Origin of the sequence: Streptomyces sp. NPDC088147, assembly GCF_044741565.1 — a bacterium.
Lineage (GTDB): Bacteria > Actinomycetota > Actinomycetes > Streptomycetales > Streptomycetaceae > Streptomyces.
In genome coordinates, this window is sequence record NZ_JBIUSY010000001.1 from 350,281 (window position 1) to 377,197 (window position 26,917).

Sequence of the window (26,917 nt, forward strand, 5' to 3'; positions counted from 1 at the left end):
TTCTTGCTAACCCCTCTTGGTGAGACTCGGGACCCGTGGATCAGGAGTTGCCGAGTTCCTCGTCGATGATGTCGAACACGTCGTCCAGCGTTGCCGAGTTCAGGTCGTCCACCGCGACCTCGGCCTCCTTGTCGTCCCATGTGGACAGGAGCGACCGAAGCCTCAGCCGGATGTCCCCGACCAGCGCGTCGTCCGGGTCGAGCTTGGAGATGTCGATCGTCAGCTTGTTCAGTTCGCTGAGCACCGCGGCGGCGGGTGTGCCGTGGTCGGCGAGCACCGTCGTCCGCAGGTGGGCCGCGAGCGCCGCCGGGTTCGGGTGGTCGAAGACCAGGGTGGCGGGCAGTCGCGAGTCGACCTCGGCGTCGAGCCTGTTGCGCAGCTCCACGGCGGTGAGCGAGTCGAACCCGAGTTCCTTGAACGCCCGGTCCGCCTCGACGGTCTCGGGTCCGGCGAAGCCGAGCACGGCCGCGGTGTGGGTACGTACGAGGTGCACCAGCGCGCGGTCCTGCTCCGCCTCGGTGAGGCCCGCGAGCCGCTGGGTGAGCGGTACCGCGCCGGAGCCGTTGCCGGACCGCGCGGACCGGCGGGCGGGCGTGGGTACCAGACCGCGCAGCAGCGGTCGCACCTGCTCCGGGTGGGCCCGCAGCGCGGCCAGGTCGATCGCGGCGGGTACCGCGGTCGCGGCGCCGGTCGCGCGCGCCGCGTCGAACAGCGCCATGCCGTCCTCGGAGGACAGCGGGGCCATGCCGCCCCTCGCCATCCGCCGCACATCGGCGTCGTCGAGGTGGCCGGTGATACCGCTGGCCTCGGCCCACAGACCCCAGGCCAACGAGGTCGCGCACAGTCCCGCGGCCCGGCGGTGCTGCGCGAGCGCGTCGAGGAACGTGTTGGCCGCCGCGTAGTTGCCCTGGCCGGGGCTGCCGAACACACCGGCGACGGCGGAGAACAGCACGAACGCCGTGAGGTCCGTCCCCAGGGTCAGCTCGTGCAGGTGCAGCGCGGCGTCGGCCTTGGGGCGGAACACCGCGTCGACGTGTTCCGGGGTCAGCGACTCGATCGTGCCGTCGTCCAGTACGCCCGCCGTGTGGACGACGGCGGTCACGGGGTGTTCGGCCAGCAGTGCGGCGACCGCGTCGCGGTCGCTCACGTCGCAGGCCACGGCCGTGACCCGCGCGCCCAGTGTCTCCAGCTCCCGGGTCAGCTCCTCGGCACCCGGCGCTGCCGCGCCGCGCCTGCCGGTCAGGACCAGGTCCCGGACTCCGTGGTGGGTGACGAGGTGCCGCGCGGTCAAGCCGCCGAGCATGCCGAAACCACCGGTGATCAGGACCGTGCCGTCGGGGGCGAACGCCGGCGGCTCGGGCGCGTCGGCCGGAACGGCGAGCGGTGCGAGCCTGGCCATCGAGGCGGCGCCGTTCCTGATCGCGACCTGTGGCTCTCCGGTCGCCACCGCGGCGGGCAGCCTGCGCAGCGACTTCTCGTGCCCGTCCACGTCGACCAGTACGAACCGCGCCGGGTGCTCCGACTGCGCGGAGCGCACCAGGCCCCACGCGGGAGCGCGCACCAGGTCGGGGACGTCCTCCTCGGGTCCGGCCGCGACCGCGCCGCTTGTCAGCAGTACGAGCCGCGACTCGGCGAACCGGTCGTCCGCGAGCCACTTCTGGAGCAGTTCGAGGGTGAGGCGCGTCGCCTCGCGGGGGCTTGTCGCGCCCTCGCCCGGCGTCACGGCCACGAACCGGGGCACCGGCGCGCCGGCGTCGACGGCGGCCAGCAGCGCGGCCAGGTCGCCGTGCTCGTCGACCGGTTCACCGGCCGCGGTGAGCGCGTGGGCCGACCGGGCGGTGTCGCCGCCGAGGACCGCCCAGGTGCCGCTGTCGGGAGCGGCGTCCGGCATCGGCACCCACTTGACCTCGAACAGCGAGTCGCGGTGGGCGGACCGCGCGAGGGTGAACTGGTCGGCCGAGATGGGCCGCAGGCTCAGCTCGTCGACAGCGGCGACCGGCTCGCCGTGGCCGTCGGCGACCAGTACCGCGACGGCGTCCACGCCGACCGGCGTCAACCGGACCCGCAGTTCCGTCGCGCCGGTGGCCAGCAGCCGCACCCCGGCCCACGAGAACGGGAGCCCCTCCGAGCTCACCCCGAGCCCGATGACGTGCAACGCGGCGTCCAGCAGAGCCGGGTGCAGGCCGAAGCCCTCGTCCGCGAGGCCGTCCGGCAGCGCCACCTCGGCGAACACCTCGTCGCCCTTGCGCCAGGCCGCGCGCAGCCCCTGGAAGGCGGGGCCGTGGTCGAGGCCGGAGGCGGCGAGGGTGGCGTAGTGGCCGTCCAGCTCGACCGGCTCGGCCTCGCTCGGCGGCCAGGCGATGAGGTCGTCGGTGACGGGTTCCGCCTCGGCCGCCAGGGTGCCGGTGGCGTGGCGGGTCCAGGCTCCGCCTTCATCGCCCCGGGAATCGACGGTGAAGGCCCGCCTGCCCGACGCGTCCGGCCCGTCGAGGCTGAGCCGCACCTGAACGCCGTCCCGCTCGGGCAGCACCAGGGGCGCCCCGAGCACCAGGTCGTCCAGCGACGCGCAGCCGACGTGGTCGCCTGCGCGCAGTGCGAGGTCGGTGTAGGCCGCTCCGGGGAGTACGGCGGTGCCCAGGACGCGGTAGTCGGTGAGCCACGGGTGGGTGCGCAGGGACAGCCTGCCGCTGAACACCAGGCCCTCGGAGTCGGCGAGTTCGGTGACGGCGGCGAGCAGGGGGTGGTCCACCCGGCCCAGCCCGGCCGAGGTCACGTCGCCGGACGCGGTGTGCGCCGTCGTGGGCCAGAAGCGCTGGTGCTGGAACGGGTACGTCGGCAGGTCCACCCGCCGTGCCCCGGAGAGCTCCCACTCCACCTGGCCGCCGCGTACGAACAGTGTGCTCGCCGAGGTCATCAGCCGGGCCAGGCTGCCGTCCCCGCGCCGCGACGAGCCGACCACCACGCCGTCGGCGCCGACCAGCTCGCCCAGGCCGGCCACCAGTACCGGGTGCGGGCTCACCTCGACGAAGGTTGTGAAGCCCTCCGCCACCAGGGCGGAGACGGAGTCGGCGAACTCCACCGTCTGCCGCAGACTCCGGTACCAGTACGCGGCGTCCATCTCACGCGTGTCCAGCCACCCGCCGGTCAGCGGGGAGTAGTACGGCACGTCGCCGGAGCGCGGTGACACGTCCGCCAGCGCCTCCATGAGCTGCGCCTCGATCCGCTCGACGTGGTGGGAGTGCGGGGCGTAGTCCGCCAGGACCCGCCGTGCCCACACCCCTTCCTCGGCGCAGACCTCCACGAGTTCGTCGAGCGCGGTGATGTCGCCGGAGACGACGACCGAGGCGGGGCCGTTCACGACGCCGACCGCGAGCCGGCCGTCCCAACGGGTCAGCAGCTCCCGTACGGCGGCCACGCCGAGCGCGACCGACACCATGCCGCCCTGACCGGACAGCGAGGCCAGCGCCTTGCTCCGTACGACGACCAGCCGCGTCGCGTCCTCCAGGGACAGGGCGCCGGCGACGCACGCCGCCGCGATCTCGCCCTGCGAGTGCCCCAGTACGCCGCTCGGCTCGACGCCCCACGACCGCCAGGTGGCGGCCAGCGACACCATCACCGCGAACAGGGCGGGCTGGACGACGTCCAGCCGCTCCATCAGGCCGGCGTCGCCGATCGCGTCCAGCAGCGACCAGTCGACGAACTCGTCCAGCGCCCGTGCGCACTCCTCCATCCGCGTGCGGAACACCGGGGAGGACTCCAGCAGTTCCAGCGCCATGCCGACCCACTGGGAGCCGTGGCCGGGGAAGACGAACACCACGCCGGCGCCGGGGTTCTCCGCCACACCGGTCACGACGTTCGGCGCCTCACGGCCGTCGGCCAGGGCGGTGAGCCCGGAGAGGAACTCCTCCCGGTCCAGCCCCACCACCACGGCCCGGTGGTCGAAGACCGTCCGGGACCGCAGCGAGTGGGCGATATCGGCGACCGAGGCGGCCGTCTCGTGCTCGCACTCCTCGCGGAGCCGGGACGCCTGTTCGCGCAGTGCCTCGCCGGACCGCGCCGACAAGATCCAGGGCACGACAGCCGGCTCACCGGGTTCGGCGTCGGCCGGTGTCCCGGCGGGGGCCTGCTCGATGATGGCGTGCGCGTTCGTCCCGCTGAACCCGAACGACGACACACCCGCCCGCCACGGCCGGTCCACGGCGGGCCACGCGCGCTGGTCGGTGAGCAGTTCCACCGCCCCCGCCGTCCAGTCGACGTGCGGCGACGGCTCATCCACGTGCAGTGTCTTCGACAGCACTCCGTGGCGCATCGCCATGACCATCTTGATCACACCGGCGACACCTGCTGCCGCCTGCGTGTGTCCGATGTTCGACTTCACCGATCCCAGCAACAACGGCCGGTCGGCGGGCCGGTCCTGACCGTACGTGGCCAGCAGCGCCTGCGCCTCGATCGGGTCACCGAGCCTCGTACCGGTGCCGTGCGCCTCGACCGCGTCCACATCGGACGGAGCCAGACCCGCGCTCGCGAGCGCCTGGCGGATGACCCGCTGCTGCGAGGGACCGTTCGGAGCGGTCAGACCGTTGGACGCGCCGTCCTGGTTCACCGCGGAACCGCGGACGACGGCGAGCACCGGATGCCCGTTGCGCTGGGCGTCCGACAGCCGCTCCACGAGCAGCATGCCAACGCCCTCACCCCAGCTCGTGCCGTCGGCGTCGGCGGAGAACGCCTTGCACCGGCCGTCCATCGACAGTCCGCGCTGGCGGCTGAACTCGATGAACGCGCCCGGCGTGGACATCACGGTGACACCGCCCGCCAGTGCGGACGAGCACTCGCCGGACCGCAGTGCCTGCACCGCCAGGTGCAGGGCGACCAGTGACGACGAGCAGGCGGTGTCCACTGTCACCGCGGGGCCTTCGAAGCCGAAGGTGTAGGACAGCCGTCCCGAGGCCACGCTGGCGGCGTTGCCGGTCGCCATGTGACCGCCCACGTCCTCGGTGGCCTTGCCCAGCACCAGGCCGTAGTCCTGCGCGTTCGAGCCGACGAACACACCGACGCGCTCACCGCGCAGCGACTCCGGGTCGACGCCGGCCCGTTCCAGCAGTTCCCAGGAGGTCTCCAGCAGCAGCCGCTGCTGCGGGTCCATCGCCAGCGCCTCGCGCGGCGAGATCCCGAAGAATCCGGCGTCGAACCCGCTCACGTCCGACAGGAACGCGCCGGAACGCAGGTACGTGGTCCCCACCGCGTCCGGGTCCGGGTCGTACAGCGCCTCCACGTCCCAGCCGCGGTCGGCCGGGAACTCCGACACGGCGTCCCCGCCCGCGAGGAGCACGTCCCACAGGTCCTCGGGGCTCAGGACCCCGCCGGGGAACCGGCACGCCATCGACACGATCGCGATCGGCTCGTCGGTCACACCGGCGACGGCGACCGGAGCGGAGGGAGTGACGACGCCCGCACCGGACAACTCGGTCCGCAGGTAGGCGGCGAGTACGGCGGCCGTCGGGTAGTCGAAGACGAGGGTCGCGGGCAGGGCGACGCCGGTGGCCTCGCTGAGCCGCGTACGCAGTTCCACCGCGGTCAGCGAGTCGAAGCCCAGCTCCTTGAAGGCGCGGGTCGCGGAGAACGCGTCGGCGGATACGTGACCGAGCACCGCGGCGGCCTCGTACCGGACCAGCTCGGTGAGCTGCCGCTCCTGCTCGGCCTCGTCCAGGCCGGCGAGCCGCTGAGCGAGTGCCGACAGGCCCTGCTCCGCCGGAGCGGCCTCGAACGCGGCGCGCACCTCGGGCAGTTCGCCCAGCAGCGAGCTGGGCCGCTGCGACATGAAGGTGCCCGCGAACCGCTCCCAGTCGACATCGGCGACGACGACGTTCCCGTCCCCGCGCTCCAGCGCCGTGGCCAGACCCGCGATCGCGCCGGCCGGAGCCATCGTGGACAGGCCCCAGCGGTTCAGCAGTGTGGCCTGTTCGGCGGTCGCCACCATGCCGCCGCCGCCCCACGGACCCCACGCGACGGCCGTGGCGGGCAGGCCCGCCGCCCTGCGGTGGTCGGCGAGGGCGTCCAGGTAGGCGTTGGCGGCGGCGTACGCGCCCTGCCCACTGCTGCCCCACACACCGGCGATGGACGAGAACAGCACGAACGCGTCCAACGGTGCGTCGCCCAGCAACTCGTGCAGATTCCTCGCGCCGTCGGCCTTGGCCGCCAGCACATCGGCGAGTTCGTCCCGGTCGAGGTCGGCGAGGGCGGCCGAGCGCTCGATGCCCGCCGCGTGGACGACCGCGGTGAGCGTCGGAACGCTCTCCAGCAGCGCCGCGACGGACTCCCGGTCGGCCATGTCGCAGGAGGCGAACGTGACGTCCGCGCCCAACTCGACCAGCTCGGCTTCCAGTTCGTCGGCGCCCTCGGCGGCCCGGCCACGCCGGCCCGCCAGCACGATGTGCTCGGCCCCGCGCTCCGCCAGCCAGCGCGCCACGTGACCACCCAGGGCACCGAGACCACCGGTGACCAGGACCGTCCCGCGCGGCGTCCAGCCGGCGCCGGAGGTGGCCGCACTCAGCGGCGCGGGCACCAGCCTGCGGCCGAGGATCCCGCCACCGCGTACGGCGACCTGGTCCTCACCGCTCGACCCGGCGAGCACCGAGGCCAGCAGATCACCGGTCACCTCGTCCCGCGCGTCCGGCAAATCCACCAGACCGCCCCAGCGACCGGGGTGCTCCAGTGCCGCCACCCGGCCCAGACCCCACAGCATCGACTGCTCGAACCCGGCGACCGCGTCATCCGCGCCCACCGACACCGCACCCGACGTCACACACCACAACGGCGCCGGCACATCCACGTCACCCAACGCCCGCAGCAGACCGATCGTGGCCGCGACACCCGCGTCCGCGAGTCCCAGCAGCGAGACCACACCACTCAGCGCGGGCAGGTCGGTCAGCCGCCCCGCCCAGTCGTCGGCTTCCGGGGCCACCCGCAGTACGTGCGCGTCGGCACCGTTCCGGGCGAGCGCGTCACGGACCCACTCCGCGCGGTCCTCACCGGCCGGCGCGACGACCAGCCAGGCACCGTCCAGCCGCCGGCTTCCGGCGGTCACCTGCCGCCAGTCGACCCGGTACCGCCAGCCATCAGCGGTGGAACGGTCCCTCTGCTCCCTGCGCCACGCGGACAGCCGGGGCAGCACGGCACTCAGCGGGTCGTCCGACGACACGTCCAGCGTACGGGCGAGATCATCGAGGTCACCGCCCTCGACGACCTCCCAGAACCGCTCCTCCACCGGCGACATGCGCTGGGCGCCGTCGTCGACGGGGAGCGCGTCCAGCCAGTAGCGCTCGCGCTGGAACGCGTACGTCGGCAGGTCGAGCCACTGGGCACCACGGCCGCCGAAGAAGGGCTGCCAGTCCACCCGGACACCGCGGACGTGCAACTGTCCCGCGGCCGTGGTGGCCGCCACGGCCTCCGGACGGTCACCGCGCAGCACCGGCACGAAGGCCGCGTCCGGCGCGGACTCCTGGCCCAGCGCCGACAGCGTGCCGCCAGGACCGACCTCGACAAACAGGGTCACGCCCTCGTCCACGAGCGTGCCGACGGCATCGGCGAACCGTACGGACTCGCGTACGTGCCGCACCCAGTACTCCGGCGAGGCCAGCTCCTCGGCGCTCGCCAACCGGCCCGTCAGCGTCGACACGATCGGGATCTCGGGTTCAGCGAACCCGATTCCCTCGACCACCGCGCGGAACTCGTCCAGCATCGGCTCCATCAGCGGAGAGTGGAACGCGTGGCTGACCCGCAGCCGTGTCACCTTCCGGCCCGCCTCGCGCCACAGTTCCGCCAGTACGTCCACGTCGTCGGCCACACCGGAGACGACCACTGAGTTCGGACCGTTGACCGCGGCGATGCCCACGGTGTCCGGCAGGTCCGAGACGACCTCGGCTTCAGAAGCCTGGACCGCCACCATCGCACCACCCGACGGCAGCGCCTGCATCAGCGCACCACGCGCCGACACCACCTTCACCGCGTCCGCCAACGACCACACACCGGACACATGCGCGGCGGCCAGCTCACCGATCGAGTGGCCCGCCAGCACGTCGGGGCGCACACCCCACGACTCCAGCAGCCGGAACAACGCCACCTCAACGGCGAACAGCGCCGGCTGCGTCACACCCGTCTCGTTCAGCGCGTCGGCGTCCTCGCCGAACAGGACCTCGCGCACCCGCGGATCGAACTCACCCAGCACGGCATCCAGGGCTTCCGCGAACACCGGGAAGCGGGCGGACAGTTCACGACCCATCCCCAGCTTCTGCGAGCCCTGGCCCGAGAACAGGAAACCCACCCGGTGCGTCTCCGCCTCGCCCACCACCACACCGGGACCACCGCGCCCCTCGGCGACAGCGGCCAGAGCGGACCGGAACTCGGCGGGCTCCGCCGCGACGACCACCGCGCGGTGCTCCAGCGCCGCGCGCGAGAACACCAGCGTGCGGCCCACGTCGGCCACGGACAGATCCGACGAGTCATCAACGAACGATGTGAGTCGCGCGGCCTGCTCCCGCAATGCCTCGGGGCTCCCGGCCGACACCAGCCATGGGACGACCGTCCCGGCGGGCAACGGCTCGGGGGCGTCCTCGCGCTCCACCACGGGGGCCTGCTCGATGATGGTGTGCGCGTTCGTCCCGCTGAACCCGAACGACGACACACCCGCCCGCCACGGCTGACCGGTCTCCGGCCACGGCCGCGCCTCCGTCAGCAGCTCCACCGCGCCGGCGGACCAGTCCACGTGCGGCGACGGCTCGTCGGCGTGGAGGGTGCGCGGCAGCACACCGTGCCGCATCGCCATGACCATCTTGATCACGCCCGCCACACCGGCTGCCGCCTGCGTGTGACCGATGTTCGACTTCACCGACCCCAGCAACAACGGCCGGTCGGCGGGCCGGTCCTGACCGTACGTGGCCAGCAGCGCCTGCGCCTCGATCGGGTCACCCAGCGTCGTACCGGTGCCGTGTGCCTCGACCGCGTCCACGTCGGACGGCGCGAGGCCCGCGGCCGCCTGTGCGGCCCGGATCACCCGCTGCTGCGAGGGACCGTTCGGAGCCGTCAGACCGTTCGACGCGCCGTCCTGGTTCACCGCGGAGCCTCGCACGACGGCGAGCACCTGGTGGCCGTTGCGCTGGGCGTCGGACAGCCGCTCGACGACCAGCATCCCGATGCCCTCGCCCCAGCCCGTACCGTCCGCGCCCGCCCCGAACGCCTTGCACCGGCCGTCCACCGACAGCCCGCGCTGCTTGCTGAACTCCACGAACGCGGCGGGCGTGGACATCACGGTCACGCCACCCGCGAGCGCCAGTTCGCACTCGCCCTTGTGCAGCGCCTGCACCGCCAGATGCAGTGCCACGAGCGACGACGAGCACGCCGTGTCCACCGTCACCGCGGGGCCCTCAAGGCCGAACGTGTACGACAGCCGGCCGGAGATGACACTCGCCGCGCTGCCGGTGCCGAAGTAGCCCTCGACGCTCTCCGGCGCGGCCATCATCAACGTCGTGTAGTCCTGGCCGTTGGTGCCGACGAACACACCGGACCGGCTGCCCCGCAACGAGTTCGGGTCGATACCCGCCCGCTCGAACGCCTCCCACGACGTCTCCAGCAACAGCCGCTGCTGCGGGTCCATCGCCAGCGCCTCACGCGGCGAGATCCCGAAGAACGCCGGGTCGAAGTCCGCCACGCGGTCGAGGAAAGCGCCCATGCGGGTGTACGACGTGCCGGCACGGGCGGCATCCGGGTCGTACAGGGACTCCACGTCCCAGCCACGGTCGGCCGGGAACTCCGACACGGCGTCCCCACCTGACAGGAGTACGTTCCACAGGTCCTCCGGCGACTCGACGCCGCCGGGGAACCGGCACGCCATCGCCACGATCGCGATCGGCTCGTCGGTCACCCCCGGCACGGCGACCGGACCGGCGGCGGTGGGGGCCGCCACCACACCGGACAGCTCAGCACGGAGACAGGCCGCGAGCGCCCCGACTGTCGGGTAGTCGAACACCACGGTCGCGGGCAGGGCGACGCCGGTGGCCTCGCTGAGCCGCGTACGCAGCTCCACCGCCGTCAGCGAGTCGAACCCCAGCTCCCTGAAGGCGCGGGTCGCGGAGAAGGCGGCGGCGGACACATGGCCGAGCACCGCGGCGGCCTCGTACCGGACCAGCTCGGTGAGCTCCCGCTCCTGCTCGGCCTCGTCCAGGCCCGCGAGCCGCTGGGCGAGGGCCGACGTACCACCGTCGGCCGCCGGAGCGGCGTCGAACGCGGCGCGGACCTCGGGCAGTTCACGCAGCAGCGGGCTCGGCCGCCGCGCCATGAAGGTGCCCGCGAACCGGGACCAGTCGACATCGGCGATGGTGACCTTCCCGTCACCGTGTTCGATGGCCGTGCCGAGTCCGGCGAGCGCCGCCTCGGGGGCCATCGTGGTCAGGCCCCTGCGCTGGAGGTGTGCGGCCTGCCCGGAGTCCGCGACCATACCGCCGCCGCCCCACGGACCCCACGCGACCGCGGTGGCGGTCAGACCCGCCGCCCTGCGGTGGTCGGCGAGGGCGTCCAGGTAGGCGTTGGCCGCGCCGTAGGCGGCCTGGCCGCCACTGCCCCACACACCGGCGATGGACGAGAACAGCACGAACGCGTCCAACGGTGTGCCGGCCAGCAGCTCGTGCAGATTCCTGGCGCTGTCGGCCTTGGCCGCCAGCACATCGGCGACGTCGGTGAGGTCGTCCGGGTCGAGGTCGGCGAGAGTCGCCGAGCGCTCGATGCCCGCCGTGTGGAAGACGGCGGTGAGCGACGGGACGCTCTCCAGCAGCGCCGCGACGGACTCCCGGTCGGCCATGTCGCAGGAGGCGAACGTGACGTCCGCGCCCAACTCGACCAGCTCGGCTTCCAGTTCGTCGGCCCCCTCGGCGGCCCGGCCACGCCGGCTCACCAGCACGATGTGCTCGGCCCCGCGCTCCGCCAGCCAGCGCGCCACCCGACCGCCCAGGGCACCGGTACCGCCGGTGACCAGGACCGTGCCACGCGGCGCCCAGCCCTCCCCGGAAACATCGCCGAGCGGCGCGGGCACCAGCCTGCGGCCGAGGATCGCGCCGCCGCGTACGGCGACCTGGTCCTCGCCGGCCGTTCCGGCGAGGGCGGAGGCAAGGAGGTCGCCGGTCGCCTCGTCCCGCGCGTCGGGCAGATCGACCAGGCCGCCCCAGCGATCGGGGTGTTCCAGTGCCGCCACCCGGCCCAGACCCCACAGCATCGACTGCTCGAACCCGGCGACCGCGTCACCCGCACCCACCGACACCGCACCCGACGTCACACACCACAACGGCGCCGGCACATCCGCGCCACCCAACGCCCCCAGCAGACCAATCGTGCCCGCCACACCCTCGGGCACCACCGAACCGCTAACACCCGCCAGCCCCAACAGCGACACCACACCACTCAGCGCGGGCAACCCGCCCAACTGACCCGTCCAGTCCACACCTTCCGCACCCACATACAGAAGCTGCACGTCCGCACCATTCCGGACCAGTGCGTCGCGGACCCACTCGGCACGCGGCTCCCCGGCCGGCGCGACCACCAGCCAGGCACCGTCCAACCGCCGCCCCTCGGCGGCTACCGGCAGCCAGTCGACCCGGTAGCGCCAGTCATCGGCGGCGGACCGGTCCCGCTGCTTCCTGCGCCAGGCGGAGAGCCGGGGCAGCACGGCACTCAGCGGATCGTCGGGCGACACATCGAGCGTGCGGGCGAGATCATCGGGGTCGCCCTCCTCCACGGCCTCCCAGAACCGCGCCTCCACCGGCGACATCCGCTCGACGGCCTCGTCGGCGGCCGGAGCTTCCAGCCAGTAGCGCTCCCGCTGGAACGCGTACGTCGGCAGGTCCACCTGCCGCGCGCCGGTGTCGTCGAAACAGGCGGCCAGGTTCACCGGGACGCCGCGTACGTGCAGTTGACCGACGGCGGCGGTCAGCGCGACAAGCTCGGGCCGGTCACCGCGCAAGGCGGGTACGAAGGCGGCCTCCGGGGCGTTGAGCTGCCCGAGACCGGACAGCACGCCGCCGGGACCGATCTCCAGGAAGACATCGGCGCCTCGCTCGCGCAGTGCCACGACCGCGTCGTGGAACCGTACGGACCCGCGTACGTGCCGCACCCAGTACTCCGGCGAGGCCAACTCCTCGGCCGTGGCCCGCGCACCGGTCAGCGTCGACACGATCGGGATCGCGGGCGCCTCGTACGACACGCCCTCCAGCACCCGGCGGAACTCGTCCAGCATCGGGTCCATCAGCGGCGAGTGGAACGCATGGCTGACCCGCAGCCGGGACACCTTGCGCCCCGCCTCACGCCACCGCTCCGCGACCGCCTCCACATCGGCGGCAACGCCGGAGACAACGACCGAGTCCGGACCGTTGACGGCCGCGATACCCACGGTCTCCGGCAGCTCAGGCGCCACCTCGGCCTCGGACGCCTGGACCGCCACCATCGCACCACCCGACGGCAGCGCCTGCATCAGCGCACCACGCGCCGACACCACCTTCACCGCGTCCGCCAACGACCACACACCCGCCACATGCGCGGCAGCCAGCTCACCGATCGAATGCCCGGCCAGCACATCCGGCCTCACACCCCACGACGTGAGCAAGCGGAACAACGCCACCTCGACCGCGAACAACGCCGGCTGCGTCACACCCGTCTCGTTCAGCGCGTCGGCGTCCTCACCGAACAGCACCTCACGCACCCGCGGATCGAACTCACCCAGCACCGCGTCCAGCGCCTCGGCGAACACCGGGAAACGCTCGGCCAGTTCACGCCCCATCCCCAGCCGCTGCGAGCCCTGCCCCGAGAACAGGAAACCCAGCCGGTGCGGCGTCGCCTCACCCACCGCGACACCCGGACCACCACGCCCCTCGGCGAGAGCGGCGAGCCGGTCGGTGGTGGTGGCCCGGTCCTCGGCCAGCAGGACGGCGCGGTGCTCGAACACGCTCCGAGTCGTGGCCAGCGAGAAGCCGACCCCCACCGGGTCGAAGTCGGCGGAAGCCTCCACGGCGGACAGGAGACGGTCCGCCTGCGCGCGCAGCCCGTCGGGGGTACGGGCGGACAGCGCCCACGGCGCGACAGCGGTGGCCCGCGGCTCGACGTCCGCGGTGGACTGCTCATCGGCGGCGGGCGGCTCCTCCAGGATGACGTGGGCGTTCGTCCCGCTGACGCCGAACGAGGACACACCGGCGCGTCGGGGTTCGCCGGTCTCCGGCCACGGCCGGCCCTCGGTCAGCAGCGCCACGGTGCCCACCGACCAGTCGACGTGGCTGCTCGGCTCATCGACGTGCAGGGTCTTGGGCAGCACACCGTGCCGCATCGCCATGACCATCTTGATGATGCCGCCGACCCCGGCCGCCGCCTGGGCGTGGCCGATGTTCGACTTCAGCGACCCCAGCCACAGCGGCCGGTCGTCGGCCCGCTCGGCTCCGTAGGTCGCGATGAGGGCCTGGGCCTCGATCGGGTCGCCGAGCGTGGTGCCGGTGCCGTGTGCCTCGACCGCGTCCACCTGCTCCGGGGTGAGCCGCGCGCTCGCCAGCGCCTGACGGATCACCGCCTGCTGGGACGGTCCGTTCGGCGCGGTCAGGCCGTTGGACGCGCCGTCCTGGTTCACCGCGGAACCGCGTACGACCGCCAGTACCTGGTGGCCGTTGCGGCGGGCGTCGGACAGCCGCTCCACGAGCAGCATCCCGACGCCCTCGCCCCAGCCGGTGCCGTCGGCGCTGTCCGAGAACGCCTTGCAGCGGCCGTCCACGGACAGCGCGCGCTGCCTGCTGTACTCGACGAATGTGCGCGGCGTGGACATGAACGTGGCGCCGCCGGCGAGCGCCAGCGAGCATTCCTCGCGGCGCAGCGCGACCATCGCGAGGTGCAGCGCCACCAGCGACGACGAGCATGCCGTGTCCACCGTGACGGCGGGCCCGACCAGGCCGAGCGTGTAGGCGATCCGGCCGGACGCGATGCTGCCGGCGCTGCCGTTGGCGAGGAAGCCCTCGAACCCCTCGGGCGCCTGCGACATCCGTGTCGCGTAGTCGTTGTACATGACGCCCGCGAACACGCCGGTCCTGGTGTCCTTGGCCTGTAACGGGTCGATGCCCGCGCGCTCGAAGGCCTCCCAGGAGGTCTCCAGCAGCAGCCGCTGCTGCGGATCCGTCGCCAGCGCCTCACGCGGTGAGATTCCGAAGAACGCCGGGTCGAAGCCCGTGGCGTCCTGGAGGAATCCGCCGTGCCGGGTGATCGAGGTACCGACGTGATCCGGGTCGGGGTTGTGCAGCGCTTCGGTGTCCCAGCCGCGGTCGGCCGGGAACTCCACGACGGCGTCCCCGCCGTCGGCCAGCAGCCGCCACAGGTCCTCCGGCGACTCGACACCACCGGGATAGCGGCAGCTCATCCCGATGATCGCGATGGGCTCGTTCTCCCGCTCCTCGACCTCGCGCAGACGCCGGCGTGTGGTGCGCAGGTCGGTGGTGGCCCGCTTGAGGTAGTCGCGGAGCTTGTCCTCGTTCTCCATCTGGCGTGCGCTCCTTACAGCGGTGGGGGCGAGATCGACGCGGTCCGGCCCGGTCACGAGGTCTCGAGTTCGTTGTCGAGGTAGCCGAAGAGTTCGTCGTCGGTGGCCGAGTCGAGGTCGGACTCGATGTCCTCGACCGCGTCACCGGTCCGGGTGTCGCTCCACTTGGCCAGCAGGGCGCGCAGCCGCAGGTCCGCCTTTGTGGCGGCGCCGTCGTCGGTGAGGGCGAGCAGCGCGCTCTCCAGCCGGTCGAGCTGGTCGAGCACGCCGGTCTCGGGATCGGGCTCGGTGCGCGGGAGCAGCGTGAGCACGTGCCGGGTGATCGCGGCGGCCGACGGGTGGTCGAAGACGAGCGTCGAGGGCAGCCGCAGCCCGGTGGCCGCGGTGAGCCGGTTGCGCAGTTCCACCGAGGTCAGCGAGTCGAATCCGAGGTCCCGCAGCGCGCGACCGGGATCGACGTGGGCGTCGCCGGAGTGGCCGAGCGTCGCGGCGACCTGCGCGCAGACCAGGTCGAGCACGGTCTGTTCGCGGTCGGCGGCGGACTGGCCCGCGATGGTGTCGGCGAACGTCGTGGTCGCGACGGGGGCCGTCGTCGTGACGCGGCGGGCGGGGGCGCGGACCAGGCCCCGCAGCATCTGGGGCAGTGTGCCGTCCGCCGCCTGTCCGCGCAGCGCCGCGGTGTCCAGCAGGACCGGTACGAGCGTGGCGCGGCCGTCCTGGGCGGCGGCGTCGAACAGTGCGAGCCCGTCCTCGGTGGGCAGTTCGAGGATGCCGGAGCGGCCGAGCCTGGCCCGGTCGCCCGTGTCGAGTCCCGCCGTCATGCCGCTCGCGGCGGCCCACATGCCCCAGGCCAGCGAGACGCCGGGCAGGCCGAGCGTGTGGCGGCGCCGTACGACCGCGTCGAGCGCCGCGTTCGCGGCGGCGTAGCTCGCCTGGCCCGCGCTGCCGAGGATCCCGGCCGCCGAGGAGAACACGACGAACGCGGACAGGTCGGTGCCCCTGGTCAGCTCGTCCAGGTGGAGCAGGCCGTCGAGCTTCGGGCCGAATACGCGGTCGACCCGTTCGGGTGTCAGCGACTCCAGTACGCCGTCGTCGACGACGCCCGCGGCGTGGACGACCGCGCCGAGCGGGCGGTCCAGCGAGGCGAGCAGGGCCGCCACCGCGTCGCGGTCGGCCATGTCGCAGGCCGCCACGGACACCTCGGCGCCCAGCGCGACCAGTTCGTCGCGCAGTTCCTCCGCGCCCTCGGTCGCCGGGCCCTTGCGACCTGCCAGTACGAGGTTCCGGACGCCCCGGTCGGCGACCAGGTGCCGTGCCACGAGTGCGCCGAGTGTGCCGAGGCCGCCGGTGACCAGCACGGGGCGGTCCGGGTCCGTCGGCCACGGGCCGTCGCCGGGCGGGGTGGGCGGGGTGCCGGTGGTGGCGCGGGCGAGCCTGGGCGCCGTCACCAGTCCGGCCCGTACGGCGAGTTGGGGCTCGCCGGAGGCCAGTGCGGTGGGTACGGCGAGGGCGGATTCCTCGGTGTCGTCGAGGTCGAGGAGCGCGAACCGGCCGGGGTTCTCGGTCATCGCCGACCGTATGAGCCCCCACACGGCGGCGTGCGCCGGGTCGGGCGCGTCGGTGTGGACGGCGCCGCGGGTCACGAACACCAGGCGGGTGTCCGCGGTCCGTTCGTCGGCGAGCCAGTCCTGGGCCCGGGTCAGTGCCCAGGACACCGCTTCCCGCGCCGCCTTGCCGTCGTCCCCGCCGGACGGCCGGGGGCAGGGGGCGAGCAGGTCGGTCACACCGTCGAGGGCGCCGAAGCCGGACACGGCCGGCGCGTCGAGGCCGAGGCCGTCCGCGTCCGCGCCGAGCACGGCGAGCCCGACCGGGCTGTCCCCGGTCTCGTCGACGGGCGTCCACTCCAGGGCGAACAGGGCGTCGGTGGTTCGGGAGGCGACCTTCTTGAGCTCCGCCGGTCGCATCACCAGCGACTCGACGGTGGCCAGGGGCCTGCCGGTCTGGTCCGCGACGGCCAGCGCCATCTCGTCCTGACCCGTGGGCGTCCAGCGCACCCGCAGCGTCGACGCGCCGACGGCGTGCAGCCGTACGCCCGTGAAGCTGAAGGGCAGCCGGGGGCCGCCGCCGGTCTCGTCCAGTGCGCGCAGCACGGGGGCGTGCAGCGCGGCGTCGAGCAGGGCGGGGTGCAGGCTGAATCCCTCGCCGCCGGTCGCGTCCTCCAGGGCCACTTCGACGTAGACATCGCTGTCGAGGCGCCAGGCGGCGCGCAGCGCGCGGAAGACGGGCCCGTAGTCGTAGCCGAGTTCGGTGAGGCGGTGGTAGACGTCGTCGACGTCCATCGGGGTGGCGCCCCGCGGCGGCCACGCGGCCAGTTCGGTCGGCTGTGCGTCGCCGGTCGTGAGCGTGCCGGTGGCGTGTTCGGTCCATGGCGCGTCCCGGTCGGCGTCCTCGGCCCGCGAGTGGACCCGGATGCTCCGCCTGTCGTCGGTCTCCGCGCCGACCGCGACCCGCAGGGCGACGCCGCCGCGCTCGGGCAGGACCAGCGGGGCTTGCAGGGTCAGCTCCTCGACCTCGTCGAGTCCGCAGTGGCCCGCGGCGTGCAGGGCGAGGTCGAGGAAGCCCGTGCCGGGGAACAGCACCCGGTCGCCGACACCGTGGTCGGCGAGCCACGGCTGGGTCCGGGTGGACAGCCTGCCGGTGAACACGACGCCGTCGGAGTCGGGCAGCGCGACGGCGGCCCGGAGCAGCGGGTGGTCGCCGGCGGCGACACCGAGGGCCGCCGTCGCCCCGTCGCCCGCGGGGGCGACGGCGGCGGTCAGCCAGTACCGGTCGTGCTGGAAGGCGTACGTGGGCAGGTCGACGCGGCTGCCGCGGTCGCCGAGCACGGCGGCCAGGTCCAGCCGCGCGCCCCGGACGTGGAGCTGCGCGGCGGCGAGGGTCAGCGTGTCCGCTTCGGGCCGGTCGGTGCGGAGCGTCGGCACGAACACGGCGTCGGGGGCGCTGTCCTGGCCCATCGCGGTGAGCACACTGCCGGGCCCGACCTCCACCATCGTCGTCACGCCCTGCGCGACGAGCGCCGTGACACCGTCGGCGAACCGTACGGGCCGGCGTACGTGCCGTGCCCAGTAGTCCGGCGAGGCCAGTTCCTCGGCGTCGACGGGCGCGCCGGTCAGTGTGGACACGATCGGCAGCGCGGGCGGGTTGGCGGTCACGCCCGCCACGACGCGGCGGAACTCCGCCAGCATCGGTTCCATGAGCGGCGAGTGGAACGCGTGGCTGACCCGCAGTCGGGTCACCTTGCGGCCCTGTGCCTTGAGGCGGTCGGTGAGTTCGAGCACTTCCAGTTCGCTGCCGGACAGGACGAGCGAGTTCGGGCCGTTGATGGCGGCGATCCCGACGTCCTCGGAGCACTCCGGCGCGATCTCGTCCTCGGTGGCCTGCACCGCGACCATGACGCCGCCGGCGGGCAGTGCCTGCATGAGCGCGCCGCGCGCGGCGACTATCGCGCACGCGTCGGCCAGCGAGAACACGCCCGCCACGTGCGCGGCGGCCAGTTCGCCGATCGAGTGGCCCGCGAGCGCGTCGGGGCGCATTCCCCAGGACTCCCAGAGCCGGTACAGCGCGACCTCGACGGCGAACAGCGCGGGCTGGGCGTATTCGGTGCGGTCCAGCACGGCCTGGTCGTCGCCGAAGACCACGTCGCGCAGCGGCACGGCCAGCAGCGGGTCGAGGTGGGCGAACGCCTCGTCGAGCGCGTCGGCGAACACGGGGTGCGTCTCGTACAGTTCCCGGCCCATGCCGATGCGCTGGGAGCCCTGGCCGGAGAACAGTACGGCGAGCCTACCGCCGTCGGGGGTGCCTCGTACGACGGCCGGGTCGTCCGCGCCCCGGGCCAGCGCGTCGAGTCCGGCGCGCAGTTCGGGGGTGCCGGTGCCGAGAACGACCGCGCGGTGGTCGAGCGCGGCCCGCCCGGCCGCGAGCGTCGCGGCGATGTCCACGGGCGACAGCTCGGGCCGCTCGTCCATGGCGGTCGCCAGGCGGACGGCCTGCTCGCGCAGCGCCGAGGTGTCGCGGGCGGACAGCGCCCAGGCCAGGGTGCGGCCGTCGGGCTCGTCCGCGGGCGCGGGGGTGACGGGCTCGGCCTGTTCGAGGATGACGTGGCCGTTGGTGCCGCTGACGCCGAACGCGGAGACGGCGGCCCTCCTCGGCCTGCCGGTCTCCGGCCACGGGCGCTCGTCGGCCAGCAGTTCCACGGCGCCGGTCGTCCAGTCCACGTGCTGGGACGGGCGGTCGAGGTGCAGGGTGCGCGGCAGTACGCCGTGCCGCAGCGCCTGCACCATCTTGATGATGCCCGCGATGCCCGACGCGGCCTGGGTGTGGCCGATGTTCGACTTCAGCGCGCCCAGCAGCAGCGGCCGGTCGGCGGGGCGGTTCTGGCCGTAGGTGGCGAGCAGTGCCTGCGCCTCGATGGGGTCGCCGAGCCGGGTGCCCGTGCCGTGGCCCTCGACGGCGTCCACGTCCGAGGCGGTCAGGCCGGCGTTGGCGAGGGCCGCCTGGATGACTCGCTGCTGCGCGGGGCCGTTCGGTGCGGACAGTCCGTTCGACGCGCCGTCCTGGTTGATCGCGGAACCGCGGACGACGGCGAGCACCTCGTGGCCGTTGGCGCGGGCGGCGGAGAGGGGTTCCAGCAGGACCAGGCCCGCGCCCTCTCCCCAGCCGACGCCGTCGGCGGCGTCGGCGAAGGGCTTGCACCGGCCGTCGGGGGCCAGGCCGCCCTGGAGGCTGAACTCGGCGAAGGGCGTCGGTGTCACCATGATCGCCGTGCCGCCCGCCAGGGCCATCGAGCACTCCCCCGACCGCAGCGCCTGCATCGCGAGGTGCAGGGCGACCAGCGAGGACGAGCACGCGGTGTCGACGGTGACGGCGGGCCCGCGCAGGCCCAGCGAGTAGGCGATCCGGCCCGACATGACGCTCAGCGCGTCGCCGGTCAGCCGGTAGCCGTCCATCTCGGGCGTCGCCTGTTCCAGGGTGCCGGCGTAGCCCTGCGGCGAGGCGCCGATGAACACGCCGGTGAGGCTGTCGCGTACCGAGGACGGGTCGATGCCCGCCCGCTCGAAGGCCTCCCAGGCCAGTTCGAGTACCTGCCGCTGCTGGGGGTCCATCGCCAGTGCCTCGCGCGGGGCGATACCGAAGAAGCCCGCGTCGAACCCGCCCGCGTCGTCGACGAAGGCGCCCTCCAGGGTGCGGCTGTGGCCCTGGGCCTCCGCGTCGGCCGGGTACAGCCGGTCGGTGTCCCAGCCCCGGTCGTCCGGGAAGGGACCGATGGCGTCGTGCCCGTCCATGACGAGGGACCAGAGGTTCTCGGGTCCGCGCACGCCGCCGGGGTAGCGGCAGCTCATCGCCACCACCGCGATCGGCTCGTCGGCGTCACGGGTCGCGGTCCGGCCGGCCGGCGCGGCGGTCTCCCGCTCGCCGAGCACCACGGTGTGCAGGTGGCGGGCGAGCGCGTCCGGCGTCGGGTGGTCGAACACGACGGTCGTGGCCAGCCGTACGCCGGTGGCGGTGTTGAGGCGCTTGCGGACCTCGATGGCGGTGAGGGAGTCGAAGCCCAGCTCGCGGAAGGCCCGGTCCGGTGTGACGGCGTCGGGGCCGTCGTGGCCGAGGACCGCCGCCGCGTGGCCGCGCACCAGGTCGAGCAGGAGCCGGTGCTGGTCGGCCTCGGTGAGCCCGGCGAGCCGGTCGGCCAGTGCCCCGCCGGAGGCAGGCTGTTCCGCCGTGTCCTGTTCGGCCAGGGCGACGACGTCGGGGATCTCGCTGATCAGCGGGCGCGAGCGGGCCGCCGTGAAGCCGGGGGCGAAGCGGGCCCAGTCGACGTCCGCGACCGTCAGGGTCGTCTCGCCCGTCGCGAGGGCGGTGGCGAGCGCGCCGACCGCGAGTTCGGGCCGCATCGGGCGCATACCCCTGCGGCGCAGCTGGTCGTTGAGGTCGCCGGCCGCCATCCCTTCGCCCGCCCACATGCCCCAGGAGACGGAGGTGGCGGGCAGGCCGTCGGCGTGGCGGCGCTGCGCGAGGCCGTCGAGGAAGGCGTTGGCGGCGCCGTACGCGCCCAGTTCGCCACTGCCCCAGACCGCGGACCCGGAGGAGAACAGGACGAACGCGTCCAGCTCGCGCCCGGCACACAGCTCGTCGAGGTGCGCGGCGCCGACGGCCTTCGCCGCCAGGGCGTACGCGAGGTCGGGGGTGTACGTGTCGGCCAGCGGCAGGGACGGGACGGTGCCCGCCGCGTGGAAGACGGAGCGGATCGGTGCGCCGTCGGCGTCGAACCGGGCGAACAGGTCGGCCAGCGCGGCACGGTCGGCGGCGTCGCAGGCGGCGATGGTGGTCCGGACGCCGAGCGCGGTCAGCTCGGCCTCCAGCTCGTGGGCGCCGGGGGCGTCGGCGCCACTGCGGCTGGTCAGCACGATGTGCTCGGCGCCGTTGGACGCCAGCCAGCGGGCGACCTGGCCGCCGATGGCGCCGGTGCCACCGGTGATCAGTACGGTGCCGCGGGCGCGCCAGGGAGCCGGAGCCGCGGGCGCGGGGGCCGGGGTCAGCCGTCGTACGGACACGCCGGAGGCGCGGATCGCCAGCTGGTCCTCGTCGTTCTGCCCGGCCAGGACGGCGGCGAGCCGTGTCGCGGTCCTGGCGTCGGGGGTCACGGGGAGGTCGACGATGCCGCCCCAGCGGTCCGGGTGCTCCAGGCCGATGGCGAGCCCGAGGCCCCACAGCTGGCTCTGCGCCGGGTGGGTCAGCGGGTCGGACCGTCCGACGGACACCGCGCCCGTCGTGGCCAGCCACAGCGGGGCGCCGATTCCGGCCTCGCCGAGCGCCCGTACCAGCTCCGGCGTGCCGGACAGTCCGCTCGGGACGGCCGGCGCCGCGGGGTCGGGCCGTTCGTCCAGCGCCAGCAGGGACAGCACACCACTGGGCACGACGCCCGCGGCGCGCAGCGACTCCACCGAGCCGTCGGCTTCCAGGACGTCGGCGCCGTGGGCGCGCAGCGCGTCGACGGCCGCCGCACGCCACGGGTGCTCCGCCTCGGACGGCGAGCCGACCACGAGCCAGGTGCCGGTCAGGACCGGCGAGGCGGGGGCGGCGAGCGGGCGCCAGGTGACCCGGTAGCGCCACGAGTCGACGGCGGACCGCTCCTGCCTGCGGCGCCGCCAGCCTGCCAGGCTGGGCAGGACGTCGGTCAGCGGCGCGTCGGCGGGCACGTCCAGCGTCTCGGCGAGGTCGCCCCGCTCCACCGCGGACCAGAACTCCTCCAGCGCCGGGTCGCCGGCCGCCGTGGGACGGGCCGGCTCGTCGATCCAGAACCGCCTGCGCTGGAACGGGTAGGTCGGCAGGTCCACCTGCCGCCCGGCGGGCACCACGGCACGCCAGTCGAAGGGCAGACCCTCCACATAGGCCTCGGCGGCGGAGAGCAGGAACCGGTCGAGGTCACCGTCGGTCCGGCGCAGTGTGCCGACCACGATGGCGTCGGCACCGGTCGCGTCCAGCGTCTCGCGCACCCCGATGGTGAGCACGGGGTGCGGGCTGCACTCGACGAACACACCGACGCCCCGGTCGAGGAGGCCGCGGGTGGCGTCCTCGAACCGTACGGTCTCGCGCAGGTTCTGGTACCAGTACTCCGCGCCCACCTCGGTCCCGGTCAGCCACTCCCCGGTGACGGTGGACAGCATCGGCACGCGCGCGGGCATGGGTTCCACCCCGGCCAGCACGGTCGCCAGTGTGTCCCGGATGCGCTCGACGTGCGGTGAGTGGGACGCGTAGTCGACGGGGACCCGCCGGGCCCGTACGCCGTCGGCGGCGCAGGACTCGACCAGTTCGTCCAGGGCGTCGGCGTCGCCCGCCACGACCACCGAGCCGGGTCCGTTGATCGCGGCGACGGAGATCCGCCCGTCCCACCGTGCGATCCGCGTGCGGGCGTCGTCGACCGTCGCGGCCAGCGACACCATGCCGCCCTGGCCGGACAGCGCGGGCAGCGCCCTGCTGCGCAGTGCGACGATCTTGGCGGCGTCGGCCAGCGACAGCGCGCCCGCGACATGGGCGGCGGCGATCTCGCCCTGGCTGTGCCCCACCACCGCGTCCGGCTCCACACCGTACGAGCGCCAGAGCGCGGCCAGCGACACCATCACGGCGAACAGCGCGGGCTGCACGACGTCGACCCGGTCCAGTTCGGCGCCGTCGGCCAGGACGTCCCACAGCGACCAGTCCACGTGCGGGGCGAGCGCCTCGGCGCACGCGTCGAGCGAGTCGCGGAACACCGGCGACGACTCGGCCAGCGCGGCGCCCATGCCCAGCCACTGCGAGCCCTGGCCGGGGAAGACGAACGCCACCTTGCCCGGGGGCCGTGCGACGCCGATCGCCATGCGAGCGGACTCGCCCCCTCGGGCCACCGCTGTCAGCGCGTCGGCTCCGCCTGCCACTACCACGGCCCGGTGGTCGAACACCGACCGGGACAGCAGGGCGTTCGCCATGTCGGCCGGTGCCAGCCGCTCCGCGGCGGCGGCGAGCTGGGCGGCGTGGGCGCGCAGGGCGTCCTCCGTGGACGCGGAGAACACCATCGGGACGGGCTCGGACGGGGAGGGCGGCTCGACCGGGGTCTCGTCGGGCGCCTGCTCCAGCACGGCGTGGGCGTTGGTGCCGCTGATGCCGAACGAGGACACACCGGCCCGCCGGGGGTGCGCGGACTGCGGCCACGGCGTGGTCTCGGTGACGAGTGACACCGCGCCCGACGACCAGTCCACGTGGGGAGTGGGTTCGGTGATGTGCAGGCTCTCGGGCAGCTCGCCGTGGCGCAGCGCGAGCACCATCTTGATCAGGCCGGCGACGCCGGACGCCGCCTGCGTGTGGCCGATGTTCGACTTCAACGAGCCGAGCAGGAGCGGCTGGTCGGCCGGGTGCTCCCGGCCGTAGGTGGCGAGCAGCGCGTCCGCCTCGATCGGGTCGCCCAGCCGTGTGCCGGTGCCGTGCGCCTCGACGGCGTCGACCTCGGCGGCCTCCACGCCCGCGTTGGCGAGCGCCTGCCGGATCACCCGGCGCTGCGCGGGACCGCTGGGAGCGGTGAGGCCGTTGGACGCGCCGTCCTGGTTGATCGCGGTGCCCTTGATCAGGGCGAGCACGGGGTGCCCGTTGCGCCGCGCGTCGGACAGCCGCTCCAGCAGCACCATCGTGCCGCCCTCGGCGAGGCCGAATCCGTCCGCGCTCGCCGAGAAGGCCTTGCACCGCCCGTCGGGGGCCAGCGCGCGCTGTCTGCTGAACTCCACGAACATGCCGGGCGACGGCATGACCGTGACACCGCCCGCGAGTGCGAGGGGGCACTCGCCGCGCCGCAGCGACTGCACGGCCAGGTGCAGGGCGACCAGCGAGGACGAGCACGCCGTGTCGACGGAGATGGAGGGCCCTCCGAACCCGAACGTGTAGGAGAGCCTGCCGGACGCGACGCTGCCGGTGTTGCCGGTGAGGAGGTAGCCCTCCAGGTCCGCGGGCGCCTCGTGCAGCCTCGGCCCGTAGTCCATCGTCATCGCGCCCACGAACACGCCCGCCCGGCTGCCGCGCAGCTCCTTCGGGTCGAGGCCCGCCCGCTCCAGCGCCTCCCAGGCGATCTCCATCAGCAGTCGCTGCTGCGGGTCCATCGCCAGGGCCTCGCGCGGCGCGATGCCGAAGAACTCCGGGTCGAACTGGGTGACGTCGGGCAGGAAGCCGGCCTCGCGCTGGTAGTAGCCGCCCGCCCGCTCGGCGTCCTCGTCGTAGCGCCCGTCCAGGTCCCAGCCCCGGTCGGTGGGGAACGCGGTGATGCCCTCGCCGCCCGTGGACAGCATCTCCCACAGGTCCTCGGGGCTGTTCACACCTCCGGGCAGGCGGCAGCTCATCGCCACGACGGCGATCGGCTCGTCGTCCCCGAGCTGTGCGGGAGCCACGAGTTCGTCGTCCTCGGCCGGCTCGCCGAGCAGGACGCGACTGATGAGCTCGGCGAGGCCGCGGCACGTCGGGTTGTCGAAGACCGCCGACACGGGCAGGTTCAGGCCGGTGGCCGCGTTCACCAGGTTGCGCAGCGCCACCGCGCCCGCCGAGTCGACGCCCAGCTCCAGCAGCGGGGCGTCCGCGTAGGCGGAGGAGTCGATGTCCCCGCCGACGACGGCGGCGACCTGCGCGCGGACCAGGTCGATCAGGAATTCGATGCGGTCGGGGGCGTCCGCGAGCCGGTCGGCCAGCGACGGGGCGGGGCCGGCCGCGGGCGCCGGGTGCAGCGGATACGCGGGCAGCGGCACCGCGCGCGCGTCCCGGCCCGCGAACACCGACCGCCAGTCGGGGAGCACGCCGTGCGCGTGGAGTTCGGCGAGCGCGGAGACCATCTGGCCGGCGCCGCCCTTCTCCTTGCGCAGCGTACCGATGACGGCGGCCTCGACGGCGGCGTCCTCGGCGGTCTCCTGCATGGCCCTGGTGAGGACGGGGTGCGGGCTCGACTCCAGCAGCAGGCGGTGCCCGGCGGCGAGCGCGGCGCGGGTGGCGCTCTCGAAGTCCGCGGTGTTGCGGAGGTTGCGGCACCAGTGGTCGGCGGTGAGTGTGAGCGGGTCGACCCTCGTGCCCGTCGTGGCCACGTAGATGGGCACGTCCGTCGGGCGTGGTGTGATCGGGGCGAGGCCGTCGCGCATCGCGTCGAGCACGGAGTCGACCTGGCGGCCGTGCGCCGCGAGGCGGATCGCGATGCTCCTGGCCCTGATGCCGTCGGCGGCCAGTTCGGCCAGCAGTTCGGTGGCCGCGTCCTCGGTCCCGGAGACCAGGACGGAGCCGGGGGCGTGTACGGCGGCCAGGTCGAGCCCCTCGTAGCGGGTCAGCCGCTCGCGTACCTCGTCGGCGGACGCCAGCACGGAGACCATCACACCGCGTTCGAGCAGGTGCACCTGCGCCTGGCTGAACAGGGCCACGGCCCGTGCGCCGTCCTCGACGGACAGGGCGCCCGCGACCGTGGCGGCGGGTATCTCGCCGACGCTGGAACCGATCACAGCGCCGGGCTCCACGCCCCAGGACCGCCACAGCGCGGCCAGGGAGACCATCATCGCCCAGAGCGCGGGCTGGCCCACATCCGGCCGGTCGAGCGACGGTGTGTCCGTCCTGCCGCGCAACACGTCCATCACGGGCCAGTCCACGAACGGTGTGAGGGCTTCCACACAGGCGTGCAGCTGCTCGGCGAACACCGGCGATTCTTCGAGTAATTCGTCGGCCATGCCCAGCCACTGCGGCCCGTGCCCGGGGAACACGAAGGCGACACCGTTCGCGGCGGCTCGCGCGGGATCTCCGGTCGCGAGCCCCGGTACCGGCCGGCCCTCGCTGACGGCGAGTAACTCGTCGGCGAGCCGCGTACGGTCCCCGCCGACGAACACAGCGCGCTGACCGAACGCGGGTTGCGTCGTGGTGAGGGACGAGCCGAGGGATAAGGCGAGGTCGACGAGCGGGAGAGCCGGCTCGGCGCCGAGAAGAGCGTGCAGGTCGGCGGCCCGCGCGCGCAGCGCGTCCTGGTTGTGCGCCGACAGCGCGATGGCGACGGCGGGCCCGTCCGGCGCGGCGCGGCCGGGCTCGGGACGGCCCGCGCGCAACGCGGCCTCGACCAGCGCGGGGACGGCGTCCGGCCACTCGTCGTCGGTGGTTATTCGGTAGGCGAAGGTCCCGGTCCGCGCGCCGTTCCCACGCGTGAGCACGGCGAAGGCCCCGTCCGCCCCGACCAGGGCCACGTCGCACTCGCCGGACCGCACCGCGGCGACGGCCTCGGCGACCGGGTCGTGCCCGGTCCGGCTCGGGCCGTGGAAGCCGAGCACGCGCGCCAGCCCGTCGGCGTCGTCCGTGCCCGCTCCGCCGGCGGCCAGATAGACACCGACGCCTGACGGGTCGTCGGCTCCGACGCCCGCGTCTTCACAGGCCGCCCACGCGGACTCCAGTTCGGCCGTTCGGTCCGCGGGTAGCGGCATACCGGCCAGTTCGGTCAGCGCGCCGGGATCGCGCTCCGCCCGCACCGGTACCGCGGGCGCGGCCCCGATGACGGCGACAGTGCCGGTGTCCACTCGTGCTGATTCGCACATGGCAGCCTCTGCTCTCGTCAGTCGTCCACCAGAATCGAAACGCTTTTCTTGGCGACGCCGCCGCCATAACGGGCGCAATTCAAGCCAGCGCTTCGGGAATTGTCAACCAGCGCATGGCCGGCTGCGTTGACGGTAGCGCGCCAGGCCGAGAATGCCCGTCAAGGACACACAGGCGCGTGTCCGAGCGCGAGGACTCTCGAAATTTACCGCGCGAACTTCCGAAATTTACCCGCCTCTCGGCGCCTCCAGG

The 26,917-nt window shown here is 73.9% G+C and carries 2 protein-coding genes; both read right to left on the bottom strand.

Annotated features, from left to right (window positions below):
• Positions 1 to 40 precede the first annotated feature (40 nt).
• Positions 41 to 14,548, bottom strand: coding sequence for a type I polyketide synthase (locus ACIOGX_RS01485; protein ID WP_401909253.1), 14,508 nt, complete (start codon positions 14,546 to 14,548; stop codon positions 41 to 43).
• Between the two features lie 53 nt (positions 14,549 to 14,601).
• The gene (locus tag ACIOGX_RS01490) at positions 14,602 to 26,649 is read right to left on the bottom strand and encodes a type I polyketide synthase (protein WP_401909256.1); all 12,048 of its coding nucleotides are present in this window, start codon (positions 26,647 to 26,649) and stop codon (positions 14,602 to 14,604) included.
• Positions 26,650 to 26,917 lie beyond the last annotated feature (268 nt).

What these genes read in the sequence shown, in the direction of transcription:
- ACIOGX_RS01485 (WP_401909253.1), bottom strand. Translation starts at nt 14,548, where the DNA reads ATGGAGAACGAGGACAAGCTCCGCGACTACCTCAAGCGGGCCACCACC.